The sequence below is a fragment of the Isoptericola sp. NPDC056605 genome (genome assembly GCF_042792795.1).
Classification (GTDB): domain Bacteria; phylum Actinomycetota; class Actinomycetes; order Actinomycetales; family Cellulomonadaceae; genus Isoptericola.
The window spans coordinates 1-21,751 of the sequence record NZ_JBHTVT010000035.1 but is presented as its reverse complement, the minus strand read 5'-3'; the positions used below and the strand labels follow the sequence as shown (position 1 = coordinate 21,751).

22 protein-coding genes are annotated in these 21,751 nt (G+C 75.4%); 21 read left to right on the top strand and 1 reads right to left on the bottom strand.

What is annotated here, in order from left to right; genetic code table 11:
- The first annotated feature begins 10 nt into the window (after window positions 1-10).
- The 19 genes from folE (at window position 11) to ACFQ8Y_RS21860 (ending at window position 18,754) form a co-directional block, all read left to right on the top strand.
- The gene (gene folE / locus ACFQ8Y_RS21950; protein WP_430549025.1) at window positions 11-598 is read left to right on the top strand and encodes a GTP cyclohydrolase I FolE; all 588 of its coding nucleotides are present in this window, start codon (window positions 11-13) and stop codon (window positions 596-598) included.
- Between the two features lie 7 nt (window positions 599-605).
- The gene (gene folP, locus ACFQ8Y_RS21945) at window positions 606-1,580 is read left to right on the top strand and encodes a dihydropteroate synthase (protein WP_430548586.1); all 975 of its coding nucleotides are present in this window, start codon (window positions 606-608) and stop codon (window positions 1,578-1,580) included.
- Window positions 1,577-3,592 carry a 2-amino-4-hydroxy-6-hydroxymethyldihydropteridine diphosphokinase gene (gene folK, locus ACFQ8Y_RS21940; protein WP_430586736.1) on the top strand — a complete coding sequence of 672 codons (2,016 nt, stop codon included), beginning with the start codon at window positions 1,577-1,579 and terminating at the stop codon, window positions 3,590-3,592. Before folP ends, folK begins: the two co-directional genes overlap by 4 nt.
- A gap of 1 nt (window position 3,593) precedes the next feature.
- Window positions 3,594-4,082 (top strand): DUF3180 domain-containing protein, encoded by a 489-nt coding sequence (locus ACFQ8Y_RS21935; RefSeq protein WP_430548588.1) that lies wholly within the window; start codon window positions 3,594-3,596, stop codon window positions 4,080-4,082.
- Window positions 4,083-4,203: 121 nt separating this feature from the next.
- Complete coding sequence (locus ACFQ8Y_RS21930) at window positions 4,204-4,728, top strand: PH domain-containing protein (protein ID WP_430548589.1); 525 nt, start codon at window positions 4,204-4,206, stop codon at window positions 4,726-4,728.
- Window positions 4,725-6,332 (top strand): PH domain-containing protein, encoded by a 1,608-nt coding sequence (locus ACFQ8Y_RS21925; RefSeq protein ID WP_430586735.1) that lies wholly within the window; start codon window positions 4,725-4,727, stop codon window positions 6,330-6,332. The genes ACFQ8Y_RS21930 and ACFQ8Y_RS21925 overlap by 4 nt, the downstream gene beginning before the upstream one ends.
- Window positions 6,329-7,348 (top strand): Rossmann-like and DUF2520 domain-containing protein, encoded by a 1,020-nt coding sequence (locus ACFQ8Y_RS21920; RefSeq protein ID WP_430586734.1) that lies wholly within the window; start codon window positions 6,329-6,331, stop codon window positions 7,346-7,348. Before ACFQ8Y_RS21925 ends, ACFQ8Y_RS21920 begins: the two co-directional genes overlap by 4 nt.
- Window positions 7,345-8,286: a pantoate--beta-alanine ligase gene (gene panC / locus ACFQ8Y_RS21915; protein WP_430586733.1), complete on the top strand. Its 942-nt coding sequence runs from the start codon at window positions 7,345-7,347 to the stop codon at window positions 8,284-8,286. The genes ACFQ8Y_RS21920 and panC overlap by 4 nt, the downstream gene beginning before the upstream one ends.
- A gap of 38 nt (window positions 8,287-8,324) precedes the next feature.
- Complete coding sequence (panD, locus tag ACFQ8Y_RS21910) at window positions 8,325-8,738, top strand: aspartate 1-decarboxylase (RefSeq protein ID WP_429766833.1); 414 nt, start codon at window positions 8,325-8,327, stop codon at window positions 8,736-8,738.
- A 43-nt stretch (window positions 8,739-8,781) separates the two neighbouring features.
- On the top strand, window positions 8,782-10,476 hold the full coding sequence (locus ACFQ8Y_RS21905) for an L-aspartate oxidase (RefSeq protein WP_430586732.1): 1,695 nt from the start codon (window positions 8,782-8,784) through the stop codon (window positions 10,474-10,476).
- 126 nt (window positions 10,477-10,602) lie between these two features.
- Window positions 10,603-11,550, top strand: coding sequence for a carboxylating nicotinate-nucleotide diphosphorylase (nadC, locus tag ACFQ8Y_RS21900; RefSeq protein WP_430586740.1), 948 nt, complete (start codon window positions 10,603-10,605; stop codon window positions 11,548-11,550).
- A 132-nt stretch (window positions 11,551-11,682) separates the two neighbouring features.
- A complete protein-coding gene (gene lysS / locus ACFQ8Y_RS21895; RefSeq protein ID WP_430549027.1) occupies window positions 11,683-13,143 on the top strand; it encodes a lysine--tRNA ligase in 1,461 nt (486 codons plus the stop codon).
- Window positions 13,144-13,157: 14 nt separating this feature from the next.
- Complete coding sequence (locus tag ACFQ8Y_RS21890) at window positions 13,158-13,334, top strand: hypothetical protein (protein WP_430548594.1); 177 nt, start codon at window positions 13,158-13,160, stop codon at window positions 13,332-13,334.
- 100 nt (window positions 13,335-13,434) lie between these two features.
- On the top strand, window positions 13,435-13,770 hold the full coding sequence (locus ACFQ8Y_RS21885) for an Lsr2 family protein (protein ID WP_430548595.1): 336 nt from the start codon (window positions 13,435-13,437) through the stop codon (window positions 13,768-13,770).
- A 95-nt stretch (window positions 13,771-13,865) separates the two neighbouring features.
- The gene (locus ACFQ8Y_RS21880) at window positions 13,866-14,960 is read left to right on the top strand and encodes a lactonase family protein (RefSeq protein ID WP_430586731.1); all 1,095 of its coding nucleotides are present in this window, start codon (window positions 13,866-13,868) and stop codon (window positions 14,958-14,960) included.
- The gene (gene mshA / locus ACFQ8Y_RS21875; protein ID WP_430586730.1) at window positions 14,960-16,309 is read left to right on the top strand and encodes a D-inositol-3-phosphate glycosyltransferase; all 1,350 of its coding nucleotides are present in this window, start codon (window positions 14,960-14,962) and stop codon (window positions 16,307-16,309) included. Before ACFQ8Y_RS21880 ends, mshA begins: the two co-directional genes overlap by 1 nt.
- 53 nt (window positions 16,310-16,362) lie before the next feature.
- Window positions 16,363-16,803: a nitroreductase family deazaflavin-dependent oxidoreductase gene (locus tag ACFQ8Y_RS21870; protein WP_430548598.1), complete on the top strand. Its 441-nt coding sequence runs from the start codon at window positions 16,363-16,365 to the stop codon at window positions 16,801-16,803.
- Between the two features lie 81 nt (window positions 16,804-16,884).
- Window positions 16,885-17,625: a phosphoglyceromutase gene (locus ACFQ8Y_RS21865; protein WP_430548599.1), complete on the top strand. Its 741-nt coding sequence runs from the start codon at window positions 16,885-16,887 to the stop codon at window positions 17,623-17,625.
- A 79-nt stretch (window positions 17,626-17,704) separates the two neighbouring features.
- Window positions 17,705-18,754 (top strand): DUF4037 domain-containing protein, encoded by a 1,050-nt coding sequence (locus ACFQ8Y_RS21860; protein ID WP_430548600.1) that lies wholly within the window; start codon window positions 17,705-17,707, stop codon window positions 18,752-18,754.
- A 47-nt stretch (window positions 18,755-18,801) separates the two neighbouring features.
- Here ACFQ8Y_RS21860 and phoU read toward each other — a convergent pair whose 3' ends face one another.
- Entirely contained in the window at window positions 18,802-19,467 is a 666-nt protein-coding gene (phoU, locus tag ACFQ8Y_RS21855; RefSeq protein ID WP_430548601.1) for a phosphate signaling complex protein PhoU, read from the bottom strand.
- A gap of 170 nt (window positions 19,468-19,637) precedes the next feature.
- Between phoU and ACFQ8Y_RS21850 the strand changes: the two genes are divergently transcribed.
- Window positions 19,638-20,918 carry a sensor histidine kinase gene (locus ACFQ8Y_RS21850; protein ID WP_430586729.1) on the top strand — a complete coding sequence of 427 codons (1,281 nt, stop codon included), beginning with the start codon at window positions 19,638-19,640 and terminating at the stop codon, window positions 20,916-20,918.
- Window positions 20,915-21,631: a response regulator gene (locus ACFQ8Y_RS21845; protein ID WP_430548603.1), complete on the top strand. Its 717-nt coding sequence runs from the start codon at window positions 20,915-20,917 to the stop codon at window positions 21,629-21,631. Before ACFQ8Y_RS21850 ends, ACFQ8Y_RS21845 begins: the two co-directional genes overlap by 4 nt.
- The last annotated feature ends 120 nt before the right edge of the window (window positions 21,632-21,751 follow it).

Here is a 21,751-nt window from a genome sequence, read left to right as displayed (position 1 = left end):
GGACCTGGGCATGCGGGCTGCCGTCGACGTGCCGCCGTACGACTCCGACCGTGCCGAGGCCGCCGTCCGCGAGCTGCTGCTCGCGGTCGGCGAGGACCCGGACCGCGAGGGCCTCAGGGACACGCCGGCCCGCGTGGCCCGCGCCTACCGCGAGATCTTCGCGGGGCTGCGCCAGGAGCCCGAGGACGTGCTGACCACCACCTTCGACCTCGGGCACGAGGAGATGGTGCTGGTGCGCGACATCGAGGTGTACTCGACCTGCGAGCACCACCTGGTGCCCTTCCACGGCGTCGCGCACGTCGGATACATCCCGAACACGGACGGTCGGATCACGGGCCTGTCGAAGCTGGCGCGGCTCGTCGAGGTGTTCGCCCGGCGCCCGCAGGTGCAGGAGCGGCTGACGACGCAGGTCGCGGACGCGATGGTGCGGATCCTCGAGCCGCGCGGCGTGCTCGTGGTGGTGGAGTGCGAGCACCTGTGCATGTCGATGCGGGGGGTGCGCAAGCCGGGCTCGCGGACCGTCACGTCGGCGGTGCGCGGCATCATGCAGAACGCGACCACGCGGGCCGAGGCCATGAGCCTCATCACGGGACGGTGACCCGGGCATGACGGCGCACCCGCGCGACGCGGTGGTCGCCGGGCTGCCGGAACTGTCCGGCGTGGGCCGGTGCCTGGTCATGGGCGTCGTGAACATCACGCCCGACTCGTTCTCCGACGGTGGCCGGTGGTTCGACGCCGACGCCGGCGTGCAGCACGGCCTCGACCTGCTGGCGGAGGGCGCGGAGATCCTGGACGTGGGCGGCGAGTCCACCCGGCCGGGCTCCGCCCGGGTGGACGAGGCGGAGGAGCTGCGCCGCGTGGTCCCCGTCATCGAGCGGCTCGCGGCGCAGGGCGCCGTCGTCTCGGTGGACACGACGCGGGCGTCCGTGGCCGAGGCGGCGGTCGCGGCGGGCGCCCGGATCGTCAACGACGTCTCGGGCAGCTACGCGGACCCGCGCATGGGGCACGTCGTGGCGGAGACGGGCGTGGCGTACGTCGCGATGCACTGGCGCGGCCACGCGGACGTCATGGACAGCCTCGAGGTGTACGACGACGTCGTCGCGGAGGTGCGCGACGAGCTCGCCGCCCGCATGGACGGGCTGGTCGCGGTGGGCGTGGACCCGGAGCAGCTCGTGCTCGACCCGGGCCTCGGTTTCTCGAAGGCCGGGGTGCTGAACTGGCCGATCCTCGCGCACCTGGACGCCCTGAGCTCCCTCGGCCGGCCGGTGCTCGTGGGCGCGTCGCGCAAGCGCTTCCTGGGGCATCTGCTCGAGGGCACGCGCGGCCTGCCCGACGACGAGCCCGCGCCGCCGCTCGAGCGCGACGACGCCACCGCCGCGATCTCCGCGCTGTCCGCCGCCGCCGGCGCGTGGGCGGTGCGCGTGCACGCCGTGCGCGCCAGCGCCGACGCCGTCCGGGTCGCGGACGCCTGGACGTCGGCATCCCGCGACGTGAAAGATGCCGGGATGACCGCACCGGCACACCCCACCCACGCCGTGGGCGGAGCAGGAACCGCCGCTGATGAGGAGGGCACCTCGTGACGTTCGCCGCAGCCGTACCGGGACCGGACGGACAGCCGCTCGACCAGATCCGCCTCGCCGGCGTCACGGCGACGGGGCACCACGGGGTGCTCGCGCACGAGCGCGCCGACGGCCAGGTCTTCAGCGCCGACGTCGTGCTGCACCTGGACACCCGCGCCGCCGCGTCGTCGGACGACCTCGGGCGGACCGTGAGCTACGCGGACGTCGCCCAGGACGTGCACGACGTCCTTGCGGGCTCCCCGGCCGACCTCGTGGAGACCGTCGCCGAGCGGATCGCCGCCGTGGTGCTGAGCCACGAGGCCGTGCAGGCCGTCGACGTGCGCGTGCACAAGCCGCAGGCGCCGATCCCGGTCCCGTTCGACGACGTCGCGATCGTCGTGCGCCGCGACCGCGCGCGGCCGCCCGTGGTCGACGCGGGCCTGGAGGCCGAGCCGGCCGGCGCGCCCGTCCCGCCCGTCGTTGCGGCGCCGCCGGTCGAGCCCGCCGAGGTGCACGCGCCCGTCCCGCCGGCCCCCGTCGCCGCGGCGCTGCCGGTCGAGCCCGCTGCGCCCGCCGAGGCGCCCGCGCCGCCGCCGGCGGACCCGCTGGACGCCACCCCTGCCGAGCCGGTCGACGCCGTGCTGGCGCTCGGGGCGAACCTCGGGGACGCGCAGGTCACGCTGCGCCAGGCCGTGACGGACGTGGACCGCCTGCCCGGCGTGCAGGTCATGGAGGTCTCGCCGCTCGCCCGCACCGCCGCCGTGGGTGGGCCGGAGCAGCCGGACTACCTCAACGCGGTGCTCGTCGTGCGCACCACGCTCTCGCCGCGCGACCTGCTGCGCAGCACGCAGCAGGTGGAGGCCCAGCACGGTCGCGTCCGCGAGGAGCGCTGGGGGCCGCGCACCCTCGACGTCGACATCGTGCAGTACGGCTCGCTCGTCGTGACCGCCCCCGACCTCGAGCTGCCGCACCCGCGCGCGAAGGAGCGGGCCTTCGTGCTCGTGCCGTGGGCCGAGGTCGCGCCGGACGCGCTGCTCGGCGGGCCCGGTGGCGGCCCCGTCGGCCAGCTCGCGGTGACCGCCCCCGACCGGGCCGGCATCCGCTGGCTCGCGCTCGACTGGCTGACCGGGCCGACCCAGAGCACGGGCCAGGTCTCGGCGGTCGCCGCCGACGCGGCGCCGTCCACCCCGGTGCCGCAGTCCGCACCGGCGGTGCCTGTCGACCAGCCCGTCGACCAGATCCCCGCCGGCGGCGAGGTCGCCGACCAGCCCGCCGACGAGGCCCCGACGTCGTACGCGCCGGAGGCCTACGCCGGTGAGGCGTACACCCCGGAGGCCTACACCCCGGAGGCGTACGCGCCCGAGCCGCCGCACGCCGCGCCCGCGCAGCCCGTCGAGCCGTCGTCGGGCGGCAGCCCGGTCGTGGAGCAGTACGCGCCGGAGCAGTACACCCCGGAGACGTACGCGCCGGAGACGTATGCGCCGGAGACGTATGCGCCGGAGACGTACGCGCCGGAGCAGTACGCCCCGGAGCCGTACCAGCCGGTGCCCCCGGCGGCCGAGCCGCCCGTCGTCGAGCCTCCGGTCGTCGAGCCGCCGGCCGCGCCGGAGCCCCGCCGCGAGGACCCGCCCGCGCCGGACGCGCGCGCCGTCGTGCCCGACCCGTTCGGGCCCGACCCCGACCAGCCGATCGTGCCGCGCCCCTTCGCGCCCGTCGGGTCGCCCGCGCCGACCCCGGCGGGGCCCCGCGACGACGCCCCGGAGCCTCCGCACGCCCCGGTGCCCCCGGCCCCGGCGAGCCCGTTCCCTGCGCCCGCCGACCCGTCGGCGCGGCCGTCCGGGCCGACGGCGCCGCCCGCCGCGTCGTCGTTCGCCCCGCCGGTCCCGCGGCACGAGCCGGTGCCCCCGGCCCCCGCGCCCGCCACCGACCTGCCCGCCTTCCCGGACCCGTTCGCACCGCTGCCGGAGGCGTACCCCGGCCAGCGGCCCGGTCACGACGGCCCGCAGGAGCGGTTCGGGGAGGACGGCCGCTGAGATGCGCCGCACCTCCGTCCGCCTCCTCGCCGCCGTCGCCGCCGCAGTGGCGGTCGGCGGCGCAGGGCTGCTCCGGCTGCTCGAGTCGCGCGGCGTCTACCTGCCCACGGTCGCGTGGGTGGAGGACGTCGCGATGCTCGCGCTGGCGGGCGTCATCTTCTGGATGGGCTGGGCGGTGCGGGCGTACCAGAAGGGCGACCGCCCGGACCTCGACCCGCTGCGCGCGGCCCGCACGTTCGTGCTGGCCAAGGCGGGGGCGCTGACCGGCGCGCTGCTCGCCGGGCGGTACGTCGCGAGCGTGCTCGTCGTGCTGGGGCAGCTGCAGATCGAGGCGCGCCGCGACCAGGCTGTCGCCGCCGGCATCGCCGCGGCGTGCGCGGTGGTGCTGTGCGTGGTGGGGCTGGTCGTGGAGAAGTTCTGCCAGCTGCCGCCGTCCGACGACTCCGACGGCGGGGACGCCGAGGAGCACGCGGACCCCCTGCCGTCGTGACCGACTCCCGCCGTCGGCGTCCGTGACGGCCGGGCCTCGTCCGGAGGTCGGACGCGGGACGGCGCGGTAGGGCCGGTCGGACGATGTGGCCGGCCGTGGCGCGGATGGAAGGATGGACCCCATGACCAGCATCCCCGCGGGCGCGGACCCGTCGACCACGCGGCAGACCGGTCCCTTCGACCCGCCGGGCGTCACGTGGCAGCGCGTGTCGCCACGGCTCGTCCCGGCGCGCCTGATCTCGACGTCCGTGACCCTCGCCGTGCCGATCGTCGCGGGCGCGGTGCTCGCCCTGCTCGTCTCGCCGTGGTTCTGGCTGCTCGCCGGGGTGCCGGCCGCGCTGCTGGTGTGGGCCGTGCTGCTCGTGCCGCGCCAGGTCCGCGCGATCGGGTACGCGGAGCGCGACGACGACCTGCTGATCCGCAAGGGCATCATGTTCCGCACCCTCGTCGTCGTGCCCTACGGGCGCATGCAGTACGTGGACGTGGAGGCGGGCCCGCTGGACCGCAAGCTCGGCATCGCGAAGGTGCAGCTGCACACCGCGTCGGCCAGCACCGACGCGGACATCCCCGGCCTCGTGCCCGACGAGGCGGAGCGCCTGCGCGACCGCCTCACCGCGCGGGGCGAGGCCAGGCTGGCGGGCCTGTGAGCGAGCCGACCCGCGCGCCGACCGCGGAGCCGGCCCGGCAGGAGCAGGAGTGGCGCCGCGTGCACCCGGTCACGCCGTTCGTGCGGGGCTGGGCGGCGGTGGTGGCGATCCTCGTCATCGGCGGCCAGCAGGTGCTCGACGACGTCTCGAACGCGATCGAGGCGGTCGACTCGATCCGCAGCCTCTGGTGGGCGCTGATCCTCGGGCTGGTGCTGCTCGTCGCGATCATCTTCGGCTACGCGGCGCTGGCGTGGCGCATGACGGCGTACGCGGTGGACGACGACGCCGTGCGGCTGCGCAAGGGCATCCTGTTCCGCCAGCAGCGGCACGCCCGCCTCGACCGGCTCCAGGCGATCGACGTGCGCCAGCCGCTGCTCGCGCGGCTGTTCGGGCTGGCGGAGCTGCGGCTGGAGGTGGCGGGCGGCTCCGACTCGGGCGTGGCCATCGGCTTCCTCAAGGAGGCGGACGCGCAGCGTCTGCGCGCGGACCTGCTCGCCCGTGCGGCGGGGGTGAAGGCCGCCCGCCGCGACGACGTGCCGGGCGCGCAGCCCTCCGGGGCGGGCCACCCGTCGGGCGACCCGGCGGCGCCCGCGGACCTGGCCGAGGCCGGGCCCACCGGGGCGGGCCACCCGTCGGGCGGCGGGCCGGACGACGTCGCCCCCGAGGCGCCGGAGCGCCAGGTGTACGAGGTCCCGGCCACGCGCCTGCTGCTGTCGTTGCTGCGGATGCCGGGCGTGTGGATCGGCGTCCTGGTGCTGATCGGCGTCGGGGTGGCGGTCGCCGTCACCCGCGAGGTGAGCATCCTGTTCTCCGCGCTGCCCGCGATCCTCGGCGTCGGCGGCTACATCTTCCAGCGGTTCGCGGGCGAGTTCGGCTTCCGGGCCGCGCTGTCGCCGGACGGCATCCGGCTGCGCCACGGCCTGCTGGAGACGCGCGCGCAGACGATCCCGCCGGGCCGCGTGCAGGCGGTGTCGCTCACGCAGGGCCCGCTGTGGCGCGGGCCGGACTGGTGGCGCGTCAAGGTCAACGTGGCCGGCTACGGCGGCGGCGAGGGGCAGCAGCAGGGCGAGCAGCAGCACGTGCTGCTGCCGGTCGGTCCCCGCGAGGAGGCGCTCACGGCGCTCTGGCTCGTGCTGCCCGACCTCGAGGTCGAGAACCCCGACGACACGCTGGCGCTGCTCGACGAGGCCCTCACCGGCGACGCCCGCACGGACCGCTGGTTCGTCACCAGCCCACGGAGCGCCCGCCTGCTCGACCCGTGGAGCTGGCGCCGCAACGGCTACGCCGTCACGGGGCGCGCCCTGCTGGCGCGCGGGGGCCGCTTCGTGCGCTCGCTCGAGGTCGTGCCGCACGAGCGCACCCAGTCCCTCGGCATCGAGCAGGGACCCTGGCAGCGGCGGCGCGGTCTCGCGTCGTTCGTGCTGCACTCGACGCCCGGCCCGATCAGCCCGGCCGTCCACCACCTCGCCGAGGACGAGGCGGCGCGGCTGCTCGGCGAGCAGTCGTCCCGCGCCCGTGCCGCCCGCGCCCACGCGGGGCCGGAGCGCTGGATGGAGGGGCAGATGCAGGGGCAGACGGAGGGGCAGACGGAGGGACAAGGGTGAGCGCGCCCGACGACGGCCGCCCGGACTCCGCACCACCGTCACCACCGTCACCACCGTCACCGCCGTCCGCGCGGCCCGGCCGCCTCGGCGTCGGCGTCGTCGGTGCCGGCCGGGTGGGCGCCGTGCTGGGCAGCGCGCTGCGCGCGGCGGGCCACACGGTGGTCGGCGCGAGCGGCGTCAGCGAGGAGTCGCGGGAACGGATCGCGACGCTCCTGCCGGGCGTGCCGCACCTCGAGGTGACCGACGTCGTGGAGCGCGCCGAGATGGTGCTGCTCGCGGTGCCCGACGACGCGCTCGCGGAGGTCGTGAGCGGTCTGGCGGCGCTCGGTGCGTGGCAGCCCGGGCAGCTCGTCGTCCACACGTCGGGCCGGTACGGCGTGGCCGTGCTCGACCCGGCGCGGAAGGCCGGCGCCATCCCGGTGGCGCTGCACCCGGCGATGACGTTCACGGGCACCTCGCTCGACCTGCACCGGCTGGAGGGCTGCACGTTCGCCGTCACGGCGCCCGCGGCGGTGCAACCCATCGGGCAGGCGCTCGTCGTCGAGGTCGGCGGGGAGCCGGTGATCGTCGCGGAGGAGGCCCGCGGGCTCTACCACGCGGCCCTCGCGCACGGCGCGAACCACCTCGTGGTGCTGGTGGCGCAGGCCGCGCAGGCGCTCGCGGCGGCCGGCGTCGAGCAGCCGGGGCGGGCGCTCGCGCCGCTCCTGTCCGCCGCGCTCGACGGCGCGACGCGCGCCGCGGACGTGTCCGACGGCCCGGGGGCGATCACGGCCCTCACCGGTCCGGTGTCGCGCGGCGACGTCGGCACGGTGCGCACGCACCTCGACGCCCTGCGGGCGCTGGCGGCCGGGACCGGCGCCACCGACGTGCCGGCGTCGTACACCGAGCTGTCGCGCGGTGCGACGAGCCGCGCGCTCGCGGCCCACCGCATCGACGACCGTGCGGCCCGCGAGCTGCTCGACGCCCTCGCGCCGCCGCCCGCGTCCCATCCCGACGACCCGCAGGAGCCCCGATGACCACCACCCCGCACACGCCCTCCGTCGTGAGCTCCCGGGCGGACCTCCACGACACGCTCGGGGCGTGGACGTTGTCCGGGCCGGAACCGACGGACCGCCGCGCCGTCGTCATGACGATGGGGGCGCTGCACGAGGGACACCTCCAGCTGGTGCGCGAGGCCCGCGAGGCCGCCGGCCCCACCGGCCAGGTGATCGTGACGATCTTCGTCAACCCGCTCCAGTTCGGGGCGGGGGAGGACCTCGACCGCTACCCGCGCGACCTGGACGGGGACGTCGCGAAGCTGGCGAGCGTCGGCGCGGACGTCGTCTTCGCGCCCACGCCCGACGTCGTCTACCCCGACGGCGACCCCATCGTGCGGGTGTCGGCGGGCCGGATCGGCGAGGTGCTGGAGGGCGAGTCGCGCCCCGGCCACCTCGACGGCGTGCTCACCGTGGTGCTCAAGCTCATGCACCTGACGCGCCCCGACGTCGCCCTGTTCGGGGAGAAGGACGCCCAGCAGCTGCTGGCCGTGCGCCGCATGGTGCGCGACCTGGACGTGGACGTCGAGGTGCTCGGCGTGCCGATCGTGCGCGACGCCGACGGGCTCGCGCTGTCGTCGCGCAACGCCTACCTGTCGGACGACGAGCGCGCCTCGGCGCTGGCCCTGTCGCGCGCGCTGCGGGCGGGCGCGGACGCGGCCGGCGACGGGCCGGAGGCGGTCGTCGAGGCGGCCTCGGGAATCCTGGACGGGGCGGCGGGCGTTGAGGTGGATTACCTCGCACTCGTCGACCCGACTACCGTGGACCCGGTGCCCGCGGACTTCCGCGGCCCCGCCCTCCTCCTCGTGGCGGCGCGTACGGGCGCCACCCGACTGATCGACAACCAGGCCGTGGACCTCTCCGGCAGCCCTGCCAGCGGCCCTGCTACCGGTGAGGACCCCCCAGGAGAACGCCAGTGACTGAGCACGCGAACCGCCCCGCCTCCCTGCAGCGGCCGATGATGATCGGCAAGATCCATCGCGCCACGGTGACGCAGGCGGACCTGCACTACGTCGGCTCGATCACCATCGACGCCGACCTCCTCGACGCGGCCGACCTCTACCCGGGCCAGCAGGTCGACGTGGTGGACGTCACCAACGGCGCCCGCCTCACGACCTACGTCATCCCGGGCGAGCGCGGCGGACGCCAGGTGAGCATCAACGGCGCGGCCGCGCACCTGGTGCACCCCGGGGACACCGTCATCGTCATCGCCTACGGGATGCTGTCCGACGCCGACGCGCGCACGTACTCGCCGGCGGTCGTCTTCGTCGACCCGGAGAACCGGATCGTCGAGCTCGACGACGACCCGGGCCAGGTGCCCGACGGCTTCGGCCTGGAGTCCAGCGGCGTGCCGTTCGCGGCCGTCCGGTGAGGGCCGGGGCCACGGCCGGGATCCCGACCAGGGCGCTCACCCGGTGAACGGGCCGCGGCTCGCCCGCGCCCTCGCCGCCCCCGCCCCCGGCTGGACGACGTCCGCCGACGCGATCGTCGTCGGCACCGGCATCGCCGGCCTGACCGCGGCGCTGGAGCTGCGCTCGCGCGTGCCGCGGGTGCTGCTGGTGACCAAGGGCGCGCTGTCGTCCGGCTCCACGGTGTGGGCGCAGGGCGGCATCGCCGCGGCGCTGCACCCGGACGACACCCCCGACGCCCACCTCACGGACACGCTCGCCGCCGGGGGCGGCCTGAGCGACCCGGACGCCGTGCGGGTGCTCGTCACGGAGGGGCCGGACCGGGTGCGCGAGCTCGTCGGGCGCGGCACGTCGTTCGACGTCGGCCCGGACGGCGGCATCGCCCTCACCCGCGAGGGCGGGCACCGCGCCGACCGCATCGCGCACGCCGGCGGCGACGCGACGGGCGCCGAGATCTCCCGCGCGCTGATCGCGCAGATCGAGGCGGTGCGCGACGACCCGGGCATCGAGGTGCTCGAGAACGCGCTCGTGCTCGACGTCCTCACCGGCGCACCGGGCCCGGACGGGCGCCGGTCCGTCGCCGGGGTCACGCTGCACGTGCGCGGCGCCGGCAGCCGCGACGGCGTGGGGGCCGCGCTCGCGCCCGTGGTGGTGCTCGCGACGGGCGGCATCGGGCAGGTGTTCCGCTCGTCGACCAACCCGCCCGGCGCGACCGGGGACGGCATCGCCGCGGCGCTGCGCGCGGGCGCCGCCGTGGGCGACCTGGAGTTCGTCCAGTTCCACCCGACGGTCCTCTGGCAGGGCATGGGGGCCAAGGGGCAGCTGCCGCTCATCAGCGAGGCGGTGCGCGGCGAGGGCGCGCTGCTGCTCGACGTCGACGGGTCCCGCTTCATGCCCGCCGAGCACGAGCTGGCCGAGCTGGCGCCGCGGGACGTCGTCGCGCACGCCATCGTGCGGCGGATGGCCGCGACGAACGCCGACCACGTGCTGCTGGATGCCCGCCACCTCGGGGCGGACTTCCTGCGCCGCCGGTTCCCGACCATCACGGCCCGCCTGCTGGACCAGGGCATCGACTGGACCGAGGAGCCCGTGCCGGTGGCGCCCGCGCAGCACTACCACTCGGGCGGCGTCGTGACCGACCCGCGCGGCCGCACCTCGGTGCCCGGCCTGTACGCGGTCGGGGAGGTGGCGTGCACGGGCGTGCACGGCGCCAACCGGCTCGCGTCCAACTCGCTGCTCGAGGGCCTGGTCTTCGCGCACCGCGCCGCGCGCGACGTCGTGCGGCAGGTCGAGGACGGCGGGCCGCGTCGGGCCCCCGAGCCGGAGGAACGCCCCGGCGGGGCGGCGCTCGTCGCGGCGGCGGCCCGCTCGCGCGTGCAGCGGGCGACGTCGGACGGCGCCGGGCCGGTGCGGTCGGCGGAGTCGCTGGAGCGCGCGGCACAGGTGCTGGCCGCGGTCCGGACCGACGCCCACCGGGCCGCCGACGTCGTCGCCGACCCGCAGGTCGCCGAGTGGGAGACCACCACCGTGCACCAGGTCGCCAGCGCGCTGGTGCACGCCGCCCGGGTGCGCGAGGAGTCGCGCGGCGGCCACTTCCGGACCGACTTCCCCGCGTCCGACCCGGCCTGGCGGCGGCGGGTCACGCTCGCCCTCGACGAGGCCGACACCCTCCGCGAGGTAGTCCGGAACCTGCCGAGGTAGTCCCCTTCTCCGCGAGGTAGTCCGGAACCTGCCGAGGTAGTTCGGGTCCCGCCGAGGTAGTCCGACAACTACCTCGGCGGGTGGGGCGCGACCTCGCGGGCGGTAGCGTTGCGCAGCGTGACCGACGTGCGCCCCGACCTGAACCAGCCTGACCTGCTCGTGCACGACCAGCCGTCCGCCGTCGAGCCGGGGCTGGACGTCGCGTGGGTCGCCCGTGTCGTCGGGACCGCGCTGGACGAGGACCTCGGCGCGGCGCCGGGCCGCGACGTGACGACGCAGGCCACGGTGCCGACGTCGGCCACGGGCACCGCCGACCTCGTCGCCCGGTCGGCGGGCACGGTCGCGGGGCTCGTCGTCGTGGGGGAGGTGCTGCGGCAGGTCGCCGGCCGCCTCGGCCTCCCGGCCCCCGCCGTGACGTTCCACGCGCAGGACGGCGACGCCGTCGCGCCGGGGCAGGTGCTCGCGTCGCTCGCGGGCCCCGTGCAGGTGCTGCTCGTCGCGGAGCGGACGCTGCTCAACCTCGCGTCCCGCGCGTCGGGCGTCGCGACGGCCACGGCGGCCTGGTCGCGCGAGCTCGCCGGCACCGGCGCCCAGGTGCTCGACACGCGCAAGACGACGCCGGGCCTGCGCGCCCTGGAGAAGTACGCCGTGCGTGCGGGCGGCGGCACCAACAAGCGCATGGGCCTGCACGACGTCGCGATGGTCAAGGACAACCACGTCGTCGCGGCGGGGTCGGTGCGCGGCGCGATCGACGCCGTCCGCCGCACCTTCCCCGACGTGCTGGTCCAGGTCGAGGCCGACACCACGGACCAGGCGATGGAGGCGCTCGACGCGGGCGCGGACTTCCTGCTGCTCGACAACATGCCCACGCCGGTCCTCGCCGCGACCGTCGTCGCGGTGCGCGAGCGGCAGGGCCGCGACGGGGTGCCCGAGCACGTCGAGCTCGAGGCCACCGGCAACCTCACCCTCGACCGCGCCCGCGAGGTCGCCGGCACCGGTGTGGACTACCTGTCCGTCGGCGCGCTCACGCACTCCGCGCCGATCCTCGACCTGGCGCTCGACCTGCGCGCATGATCTCGGCCCGGGGCGTCCTGACCCCGTCCGACCCCGCCGGGCGGGTGTGACGCGCGTCGCCCGTAGAATCGACGGGTGACCTCCGCGCAGAACCCTGACCCCGCCGTGCCCGCCGACGACCTCCCGGAGCAGATGCGCGTGCGCCGGGAGAAGCGCGACCGGCTGCTGGAGCAGGGCGTGGAGCCCTACCCGGTGAGCCTGCCGGTCACCCACTCGATCGCCGAGGTGCGGGCCGGATACGAGCACCTGGAGGCGGGCCAGGAGACCGACGACGTCGTGGGGGTGGCCGGCCGCGTCGTGTTCCTGCGCAACACGGGCAAGCTGTGCTTCGTCACGCTGCAGGACGGCGAGGGGCGTCGCCTGCAGGCGATGCTCAGCCTCAAGGAGGTCGGCGAGGAGTCGCTGGCGTCGTTCAAGACCGACGTCGACCTGGGCGACCACCTGTTCGTGCACGGCCGGGTGGGCTCCTCCCGGCGCGGCGAGCTGAGCGTGTTCGCCGACACCTGGGCGCTGGCGGCCAAGGCCCTGCGGCCGCTGCCGGTGCTGCACAAGGACCTGTCGGAGGAGGCGCGGGTCCGGCAGCGGTACGTCGACCTCATCGCGCGGCCGGCGGCCCGCGAGATGGTCCGCACCCGCGCCGGCGTCGTCCGCTCGATGCGTGACAACTTCCACGACCGCGGGTTCCTCGAGATCGAGACGCCGATGCTGCAGACCATCGCGTCCGGCGCGTCGGCCCGCCCGTACCGCACGCACATGAACGCGTACGATATCGACCTCTTCCTGCGCATCGCGCCGGAGCTCTTCCTCAAGCGCGCGGTCGTCGGCGGTATCGAGAAGGTTTTCGAGATCAACCGTAACTTCCGTAACGAGGGCGCGGACTCGACGCACTCCCCGGAGTTCGCGATGCTCGAGGCATACGAGGCGTACGGCGACTACAACACGATCGGCGCACTCACCCAGGATCTCGTGCAGAAGGCCGCTCTCGACGTTCTCGGCACCACGACGGTGACCCTTCCGGACGGCGAGGAGTACGACCTCGGCGGCGAATGGGCGCAGATCACGATGTACGGATCCCTCTCGGAGGCGATCGGCGAGGAGATCACGCCCGGGACGACCGTCGACCATCTCCTGGCTCTCGCCGAGAAGGCCGAGATCTCGGTGGACCCGAAGAAGACGAACCACGGCAAGCTCGTCGAGGAGCTGTGGGAGCACCACGTGGGCGACGACCTCTACGCGCCGACGTTCGTGCGGGACTTCCCGGTCGAGACGTCGCCGCTGGTGCGCGCGCACCGCACGATCCCCGGCGTCGTCGAGAAGTGGGACCTGTACGTGCGCGGCTTCGAGCTGGCCACGGGGTACTCCGAGCTCGTGGACCCGGTCGTCCAGCGGCAGCGCTTCGAGGACCAGGCGCGCCTCGCCGCCGCGGGCGACGACGAGGCGATGGCGCTCGACGAGGACTTCCTCACCGCCATGGAGCACGCGATGCCGCCGTCGGGCGGCATGGGCATGGGCGTCGACCGGCTCCTCATGGCGCTCACCGGTCTCGGAATCCGCGAGACCATCCTTTTCCCGCTCGTCAAGCCGACGGCCTGAACGAAAGTCGACTCGTGGACACTTTTCTCGCGATCATGAGCGGGCTCGCCCCGTCGGTCGGCGTGGGCCTGCTGTTCTGGCTCGCGATGCGCAAGATCCTGCACGCGGACCGGAACGAGCGGATTGCGCTCGAGAGGATGGATGCCGAAGAGGCCGCCGCCGCTGCTGCCGCGGAAACGGAATCGCGCTGATTTCGGTTCTTGATTCCAAAGAGGCGCGTTCGGATTGACAATCCGGTGAGGCGAGGGGCATTCTCACTCTGACCGCATATCGTGACCGAGGGGAATTCACGTGGTTCAGAAGCAGCAGATCGTCCTGATCGACGATATCGACGGGGGCGACGCCGACGAGACCGTCACCTTCGCGCTCGACGGGGTCTCGTACGAGATCGACCTCACGTCCAAGCACGCGGCAGAGCTCCGGGACGCGTTCGCCACCTGGATCGGTCACGGGCGCAAGACCACGACGCGGCTGGGCGGCGGCACGCGGAGCGCCGCCCGTCGCACCGGCACCGACCGTGCGCAGCTCGCCAAGATCCGCGAGTGGGCCCGCGAGAACGGCCACAAGGTGAGCGACCGCGGCCGCATCCCCAGCTCCGTCCTCACGGCCTACGAGGACGCGCACTGAAGGTCGCGCCCCGCACACGCACGACCCCCGACCGGGCTCCGGTCGGGGGTCGTCCGCGTTCCGGGGCGGCGGGCGCGCGGTCATAGGCTGAGGCCATGACGGAACGGGACGCGCGGGCGCAGCTCTGGGTCGGCACCTACCCGCAGCCAGGCGGTGGCCCGGGCAGCGGGGAGAGCATCTGGCGGGTCGCGCTGGACACGGACGGCGCGGTGCGGTCGGCGGTCCCGGCCGTGGCCGCGACGTCGCCCTCGTTCCTGGCGCTGCACCCGAGCGGGCGCACGCTCTACGCGGTGGGGGAGACCCCGGCCGGCACGGTCACGGCGTTCCGCGTGGAGGACGGCGACGACGGCGCGCGGCTCGCGCCGTCGGGCTCGCTCGCGTCCGGTGGTGACGACCCGTGCCACGTGCTCGCCCTCGGGGACACCGTGTGGGTCGCCAACTACGGCGACGGCGTCGCCGCCTCGGTGGACGTCGACCCGGCGACGGGCGACCTCGCGGCCGAGGGCGTCGTCGCGCACCCCGGCGTGGGCAGCGGGCCCGTCGTCGAGCGGCAGGCCGGCCCGCACGCGCACTTCGTGGCGGAGGCCGGGGCGGACGTCCTGGTGTGCGACCTCGGCGCCGACGTCGTGCGGCGGTACCCGGCCGCGGGCGCGGACGCGGCCGCCGCGGCCGACGTCGCCGCCGTCCTGCCGCCCGGCACCGGGCCGCGCCACCTCGTCCCGCTGCCGGACGGCTCGCTCGTCGTCGTCGGCGAGCTCGACGCCCGGGCGCACGTGCTGGTGCGCGACGGCGACGGGTGGGCCCCCGCGACCTCCACCCCCGTCTCCCCGGCCGCCGCGCCGGGCCGCGACTTCCCCGCGCACGTCACGCTGAGCGCCGACGGCGCCCGCCTGCACGTCGGCCTCCGGGGCGCGGACGTGCTCGCCGTCCTCGCGGTGGGGACGGACGGCGGCACGCCCGTCCTGGAGCACCTGGCCGACGTCCCGCTCGGCGACGGGGCCTGGCCCCGCCACCACGCCGTCCTGTCGTCCACGCCGCAGGGCTCGGGGTCGGCCGCCGAGACGGTCGTCGTCGCGCTGCAGGGCCGCAGCGAGCTCGCGACGGTCCGGGTCGACCCTGCGACGGGCGCGGGCGAGGTGGTGGCGCGGCACGCGCTCCCGACGCCTCCCGCCTGCGTGCTGGAGTCCTGATGACCACCCCCGGCGACGGCGCGCGGCCCGGGCCGCGGGTGGCGATGCTGTCGGTGCACACCTCGCCCCTCGACCAGCCCGGCACCGGTGACGCGGGCGGCATGAACGTCTACGTCATGGAGCTGGCCCGCGCCCTGGCCCGCCGGGGGGCGGAGATCGAGATCTTCACGCGCGCGACGGCGTCTGCGCAGCCGCGCTGGGTCGACGTGGAGCCGGGCATCCGCGTCGTGCACGTGGCCGCCGGCCCGTACGAGGGGCTGGACAAGAACGACCTGCCCGGCCAGCTCTGCGCCTTCACCGCCGGCGTCCTGCGCGCCGAGGCGCACCGCCCGCCGCACTGGTACGACGTCGTGCACAGCCACTACTGGCTGTCGGGGCAGGTGGGCTGGCTGGCGGCCGAGCGCTGGGACGTCCCGCTCGTGCACACCATGCACACCATGGCGCGCGTGAAGAACGCGGCGCTCGCCCCCGGGGACACGCCGGAGCCCGTGGGCCGGATCGTGGGGGAGGAGCAGGTGGTCGAGGCCGCCGACGGGCTCGTCGCCTCGACCCGCGAGGAGGCCCGCGACCTCGAGCAGGAGTACCGCGCCGACCCGGACCGCGTGCACGTCGTGGCGCCCGGCGTCGACCTCGAGGTCTTCCGCCCGCTGGACCCGGCCCCCGGCCAGGACGCCTGCGACGTGCGACGAGAGCTGCGCGAGCGGCTCGGCCTGCCGACCGACCGGAAGATCGTGCTGTTCGCCGGCCGCGTCCAGCTCCTCAAGGGCCCGGACGTGCTGGTCCGCGCGCTCGGCGTGCTGGCCGACCACGCCAGCTCCGACGACGCGACGCGCGCCGAGGCGTGGTGCGACGGCGGCGGGTCGAGGGTGCCGACGCTCGTCGTGCTGGGCGGGGCGAGCGGGCGGGCGACGGCGGTGCGCGAGCTCGAGGCGCTGGCCCACCAGGTCGGCGTCTCCGACCACCTCGACGTGCGGCCGCCGGTGCCGCGCGAGGAGCTGGTCGACTACCTGCGCGCGGCGGACGTCGTCGCGGTGCCGTCGCACAACGAGTCGTTCGGCCTGGTCGCCGCCGAGGCGCAGGCGGCGGGCACCCCCGTCGTCGCGGCAGCGGTGGGCGGGCTCCAGACGGTCGTGGTGGACGGGTCGTCCGGCGTCCTCGTGCCCGACCACAGCCCGTGGACCTGGGCGCGCGAGCTCGGCGACCTCCTCGCCGACGACGAGCGCCGCGCCCGCCTGGCCGCCGGCGCCCGCCGCGCCAGCGAGCGGTTCAGCTGGGACCGCGCCGCCGCGGCGATGCTCGACGTGTACGCCCAGGCGGCGAAGGTCCACGGGGCACGGGCGGCCCGGTAGCCCGCCCCGGGCGGGCCGGGAATGGATCGCCCGGGCGCGGCATTGCACGGGGCATGCCGATCACCGGAGAGTACGTCCCCAGCCCGTCCGCGCGCGCCGCGAACCAGGTCGAGCAGTACGAGAGCTCGGGCGGCACGAAGGGCACGACGATGCGCGGGATGCCCGTCGTCATCCTCACGACCGTGGGCGCGAAGACGGGTGCGCTCCGCAAGGCGCCGCTGATGCGCGTGGAGCACGAGGGCGCGTACGCCGTCGTCGCGTCGCTGGGCGGCGCCCCGAAGCACCCGGTCTGGTACTTCAACGTCCTGGCGAACCCGCGGGTCGAGCTGCAGGACGGCCCGGAGAAGCACGAGTACGTCGCGCGCGAGGTCACCGGCGACGAGAAGAAGCTCTGGTGGGAGCGGTCGGTCGCCGCGTACCCCGACTACGCCGACTACCAGACGAAGACCGACCGGCAGATCCCCGTCTTCGTGCTGGAGCGCGCCGACTCCTGAGACATGCCTGGTGCGGACGCCGGCGTCCCGGGATCCGACCCGCGGTGCGGGCGCCGGCGTCCAGCAGGCAGGATGGACCCCATGACCTACACCCTCGTGCTGCTCCGCCACGGCGAGAGCGAGTGGAACGCGAAGAACCTCTTCACCGGCTGGGTGGACGTGCCGCTGTCGGAGAAGGGCACCGCGGAGGCGACGCGCGGCGGCGAGCTGCTCAAGGAGTCGGGCGTCACCCCCGACGTCGTGCACACGTCGCTGCTGCGCCGCGCCATCAACACGGCGAACCTGGCCCTCGACGCCGCCGACCGCCACTGGATCCCGGTCAAGCGCAACTGGCGCCTCAACGAGCGCCACTACGGCGACCTGCAGGGCAAGGACAAGAAGCAGGTGCGCGACCAGTACGGCGAGGAGCAGTTCATGCTCTGGCGCCGCTCCTACGACGTGCCGCCGCCCGAGATCGAGCTCGGCTCGGAGTTCTCCCAGGACTCGGACGTGCGCTACGCCGGCGAGCCCATCCCGCGCGCGGAGGCCCTCAAGCAGGTGCTCGACCGGGCCCTGCCGTACTGGGACGGCGAGATCGTGCCGGACCTCAAGGCGGGCAAGACCGTCCTCGTCGCCGCGCACGGCAACTCGCTGCGCGCGATCGTCAAGCACCTCGACGGCGTCGACGACCAGACCATCGCCGGGCTCAACATCCCCACCGGCATCCCGCTGGTCTACGAGCTCGACGAGGAGACGCTGAAGCCGACCAACCCGGGCGGCACGTACCTCGACCCCGAAGCCGCGAAGGACGCCATCGCGGCGGTCGCGAACCAGGGCAAGTGACGCTCGCCCGCTGACGACGAACCCCCGGGTCCCGGACAAGGGCCCGGGGGTTCGTCGTCCCCGCTGGCAGCATGGCCGGGTGACCACCGCGACCACCGGCACCGGCCTCGCCCGCGCCTTCCACGACGACGTCGTCCGCCCCCTGCTGGTGGCGTGGCGGCCCGGCCTCCGGTACGCCGCGGGCCGGCTCGGCAGCGGGTCCGACGTGCTCGGGCTCGACGACGAGACGTCGCGCGACCACGACTGGGGGCTGCGGCTCACGCTGCTCGCGGACGACGAGGACGTCGCGGCCGTCGACGCCCACCTGGAGGCCGCGCTGCCGGCCGAGCACGCGGGCCTGCCGGTGCGGTTCGCCACGACCTGGGACCCGGTGGTGCGCCATCGTGTCGAGGTCGCCACCCCGCGCGGGTTCGCGGCGTCGCGGCTCGGCCTCGACCCGACGACCGACCTCGACGCCGCGGGCTGGCTGGCGCTCACCGGGCAGAGCGTGCTGGAGGTGACCGCCGGTGCCGTCTTCCACGACGGTCCCGGAGAGCTGACCGCGATCCGGGCGCGGCTCGCCTGGTACCCCGACGACGTGTGGCTGCACGTGCTCGCCGCCGAGTGGGCGCGGATCGGCCAGGAGCTGCCGTTCGTCGGACGCACCGGGGTGCGGGGGGACGACGCCGGCTCGAGGGTGCTCGCGGCCCGGCTGGCGGGCTCGCTCCTGCGGCTCGGCCTGCTGCTGGAGCGGCGGTGGCCGCCCTATCCCAAGTGGCTCGGCACCGCGTTCGCGGGCACGCCGTCGGCGCAGACGGCGGGCCCGCACCTGGACCGGGCGCTCGCGGCCACGACGTGGCAGGAGCGCGACGCCGCGCTGGGCGCCGCGTGCGACGCGCTGCACGAGCGCCAGCGCGAGGTCGGGCTGCCGGCCCTCGACGGCCCCGCGACGGAGGCGTTCTTCGACCGCCCGTCCCGCGGCCTGCGCGGCGTCCCCGAGCTGTTGGGAGGCGCCGCCGGGGATGCCGTGCGCGGCCTGCCCGCCGCCGTCGAGCAGTGGGTGGACGCCGTCGACGTCCTGACGGATGCGCGACGGCGCGTCGCGCTGGTCCGCGGCCTCGCCGAGGTAGCACCGATCCCGCCGAGGTAGTCCGGTACCCCGGCCGGAACGGCACTGCCTCGCGGCACGCGGGTGGTTCAGGCGTCGGCGCGCGCGTGCTCGTCGTCGAAGTTGCCGGTGACGAGGAAGGTGATGCGACGCGCGACGGAGACGCCGTGGTCGCCGAACCGCTCGTAGTAGCGGCCGAGCAGCGTGACGTCGACCGTCTGCTGCGTGGTGCCGGGCCACTCGGGGTCGAGCGTCGCGGCGAAGGTGTCCTGGTGCAGGGCGTCGAGGAGGTCGTCGTCCTGCTGCACCTCGGCGGCGAGCGCGACGTCGCGCGTGGCGAGCAGCGCCGTCGTGCGCTGGGCGACGTGCACCGCCGCGCCGTGCATCTTGACGAACGTCTCGCGCGCGGGCTCGGGCACGGCCTGGGCGGGGTACCGTCCGCGGGCGATCTCGGCGACGTGCCGGGCGAGGTCGCCCATGCGCTCGAGCGAGGCGCTGATGCGCAGCGCCGAGATGACGACCCGGAGGTCGGTCGCGACGGGCTGCTGCTGCGCCAGCAGGTGCACGCAGCGCTCGTCGAGCTCGCTCTCGAGCCGGTCGATCGCGTGGTCGGAGGCGATCACCTCCTGCGCGAGCTGGTGGTCGGCCTCCAGCAGGGCGTCGCCCGCGCGCCGGATGGCCGACTCGACGAGCCGGCTCATCTCGATGAGGTCGTCACCGACCTGGCGCAGCTCGGCCTCGAAGATCTCTCGCATCGCTGTCCTCTCGGGGTAAAAGGTCTGCGGCCAGCCTGACACGCCCCGTGGACGCGCCGGGGGCGCCCAGGTGAACTCCGGGCGGGTCGAAGGTGAACAGTGGGCGACGGCTCGCTGAGCAGTTCCGCTCCGCGACGGATTCCCGGGGCACCGCGACCTACGCTTGCCACGTGGACGGAATCATCCAGGGTGTGACCGCGGTCGTCGCGGGCATCATCGGAGTCGTGGTGGGCGTGGTCGCGACCCTCGCCTTCCGGTTCTCCGAGCATGCCCAGCGCCGGTCGCCCGAGGCAGCCCCCGCCGAGCTCGACGAGGGGCTCGTCCGCGTGCTCGCGGTGCTGCGCTCGGCGGCGGTGGTCCTGGACGAGGAGGACGACGTCGTGCGGGCGTCGCCGCCGGCGTACGCGCTGGGCGTGGTGCGCAACGACGCCCTGCAGCACCCGGCGATCGTCGACCTGGTACGCGCGGTGCGCCGCGACGGCGTCATCCGCGAGAAGGAGCTGGAGCTGCCGCGCGGCCCGATCGGGTCGGGCACGGTGCTGCTGCAGGTCCGCGTCGCGCCGGTCGGCCCCGACAAGCTGCTCGTCCTCGCCGAGGACCGCACCGAGGCCCGCCGGGTCGAGGCCATCCGCCGCGACTTCGTCGTCAACGTCTCGCACGAGCTCAAGACGCCGGTCGGGGCGCTCGCCCTGCTGGCCGAGACGGTGCAGGACGCCGCGGACGACCCCGTCGCGGTGCGCCGCTTCGCCGAGCGGATGCAGGCGGAGGCGCAGCGCCTGTCCGCCCTGGTGCACGAGATCATCGAGCTGTCCCGCCTGCAGGTCGCGGGCGCGCTGCAGGAGGTCACGACGATCCCGGTGCGCGACGTCGTCGCCGAGGCGGTGGACCGCGCCCGCACCACCGCGCAGGCGAAGAACATCGCGATCACGGTCGGCGGCTCGTCCGACGTCCTCGTGTACGGCGACCACAACCTCCTCGTCACCGCGGTGCGCAACCTGCTCGACAACGCCGTCGCCTACTCCCCGGAGAACACCCGCGTGGGCGTGGGGGTGCGCGTGCGCCGCGGCCTGGTCGAGATCGACGTCGTCGACCAGGGCGTGGGGATCGCCGCCGACGAGCAGGACCGCGTGTTCGAGCGCTTCTACCGCGTCGACCCGGCGCGCTCGCGCGACACGGGCGGCACCGGGCTGGGCCTGAGCATCGTCAAGCACGTGGCGGCCGACCACGGCGGCGACGTGCAGATCTGGTCCGAGCCCGGCAAGGGCTCGACGTTCACCCTGCGCATCCCCGCGGCCGACGTGCCCCAGGAGATCCCGCGGGACGCCCCCGAGGACGTCCCCGGTCAGGCGGGTCAGGCCACCGAGCAGCACCTCCCTCAGCACACCCATCAGCACGCCCATCAGCACAACCAGCACACCCATGGCACGACGGACGAGGAGGTAGGTGCGTGACGCGCATCCTGGTGGTCGAGGACGAGGAGTCCTATCGGGACCCCCTGACATATCAGCTCACCCGCGAGGGGTTCGAGGTCGTGGAGGCCTCGAACGGGGTCGACGCGCTGGCCGCCTACGACGACGGCGGCGCGGACCTGGTGCTGCTCGACCTCATGCTGCCCGGCCTGTCCGGCACGGAGGTGTGCCGGGAGCTGCGGCAGCGCGGCGACGTGCCCGTCATCATGCTCACGGCCAAGGACTCGGAGATCGACAAGGTCGTGGGGCTCGAGCTCGGCGCCGACGACTACGTCACCAAGCCGTACTCCTTCCGCGAGCTGCTGGCCCGCATGCGCGCGGTGATGCGCCGGCGCGGCCCGGCGGCACCGGAGGCGTCGTCGAACGGGCACGACGACGACGGGGAGCCGGTGCTGGAGGTCGGCCCGGTGCGCATGGACGTGGAGCGGCACACGGTCACCGTGGGCGGCGACGCCGTGTCCCTGCCGCTCAAGGAGTTCGACCTGCTGGAGCTGCTGCTGCGCAACGCCGGCCGGGTGCTCACCCGCGGGCAGCTCATCGACCGCGTCTGGGGCGCGGACTACGTGGGTGACACGAAGACGCTCGACGTTCACGTGAAGCGGATCCGGTCCAAGATCGAGGCCGACCCGGGCGCCCCGCAGCTCCTGCTCACCGTCCGCGGCCTGGGCTACAAGCTCGCGGACGAGCCTGCCTAGAGCCGAGGTAGCACCAAGATCGCCGAGGTAGTTCGGGGCGGCCCACGCTTCTGCGGGCCGCCCCCCCCAAACACGGCGGACTTAGTGGGGCCACCGCGGGGAGCGAGGGCCCACCGCGGC

Coding starts and splice junctions, on each gene's coding strand:
- folE (WP_430549025.1), top strand. CDS start 11: ATGCGGGCTGCCGTCGACGTGCCGCCGTACGACTCCGACCGTGCCGAG.
- folP (WP_430548586.1), top strand. CDS start 606: ATGACGGCGCACCCGCGCGACGCGGTGGTCGCCGGGCTGCCGGAACTG.
- ACFQ8Y_RS21935 (WP_430548588.1), top strand. CDS start 3,594: ATGCGCCGCACCTCCGTCCGCCTCCTCGCCGCCGTCGCCGCCGCAGTG.
- ACFQ8Y_RS21930 (WP_430548589.1), top strand. CDS start 4,204: ATGACCAGCATCCCCGCGGGCGCGGACCCGTCGACCACGCGGCAGACC.
- panC (WP_430586733.1), top strand. CDS start 7,345: ATGACCACCACCCCGCACACGCCCTCCGTCGTGAGCTCCCGGGCGGAC.
- panD (WP_429766833.1), top strand. CDS start 8,325: ATGATGATCGGCAAGATCCATCGCGCCACGGTGACGCAGGCGGACCTG.
- lysS (WP_430549027.1), top strand. CDS start 11,683: ATGCGCGTGCGCCGGGAGAAGCGCGACCGGCTGCTGGAGCAGGGCGTG.
- ACFQ8Y_RS21880 (WP_430586731.1), top strand. CDS start 13,866: ATGACGGAACGGGACGCGCGGGCGCAGCTCTGGGTCGGCACCTACCCG.
- mshA (WP_430586730.1), top strand. CDS start 14,960: ATGACCACCCCCGGCGACGGCGCGCGGCCCGGGCCGCGGGTGGCGATG.
- ACFQ8Y_RS21870 (WP_430548598.1), top strand. CDS start 16,363: ATGCCGATCACCGGAGAGTACGTCCCCAGCCCGTCCGCGCGCGCCGCG.
- ACFQ8Y_RS21865 (WP_430548599.1), top strand. CDS start 16,885: ATGACCTACACCCTCGTGCTGCTCCGCCACGGCGAGAGCGAGTGGAAC.
- phoU (WP_430548601.1), bottom strand. CDS start 19,467: ATGCGAGAGATCTTCGAGGCCGAGCTGCGCCAGGTCGGTGACGACCTC.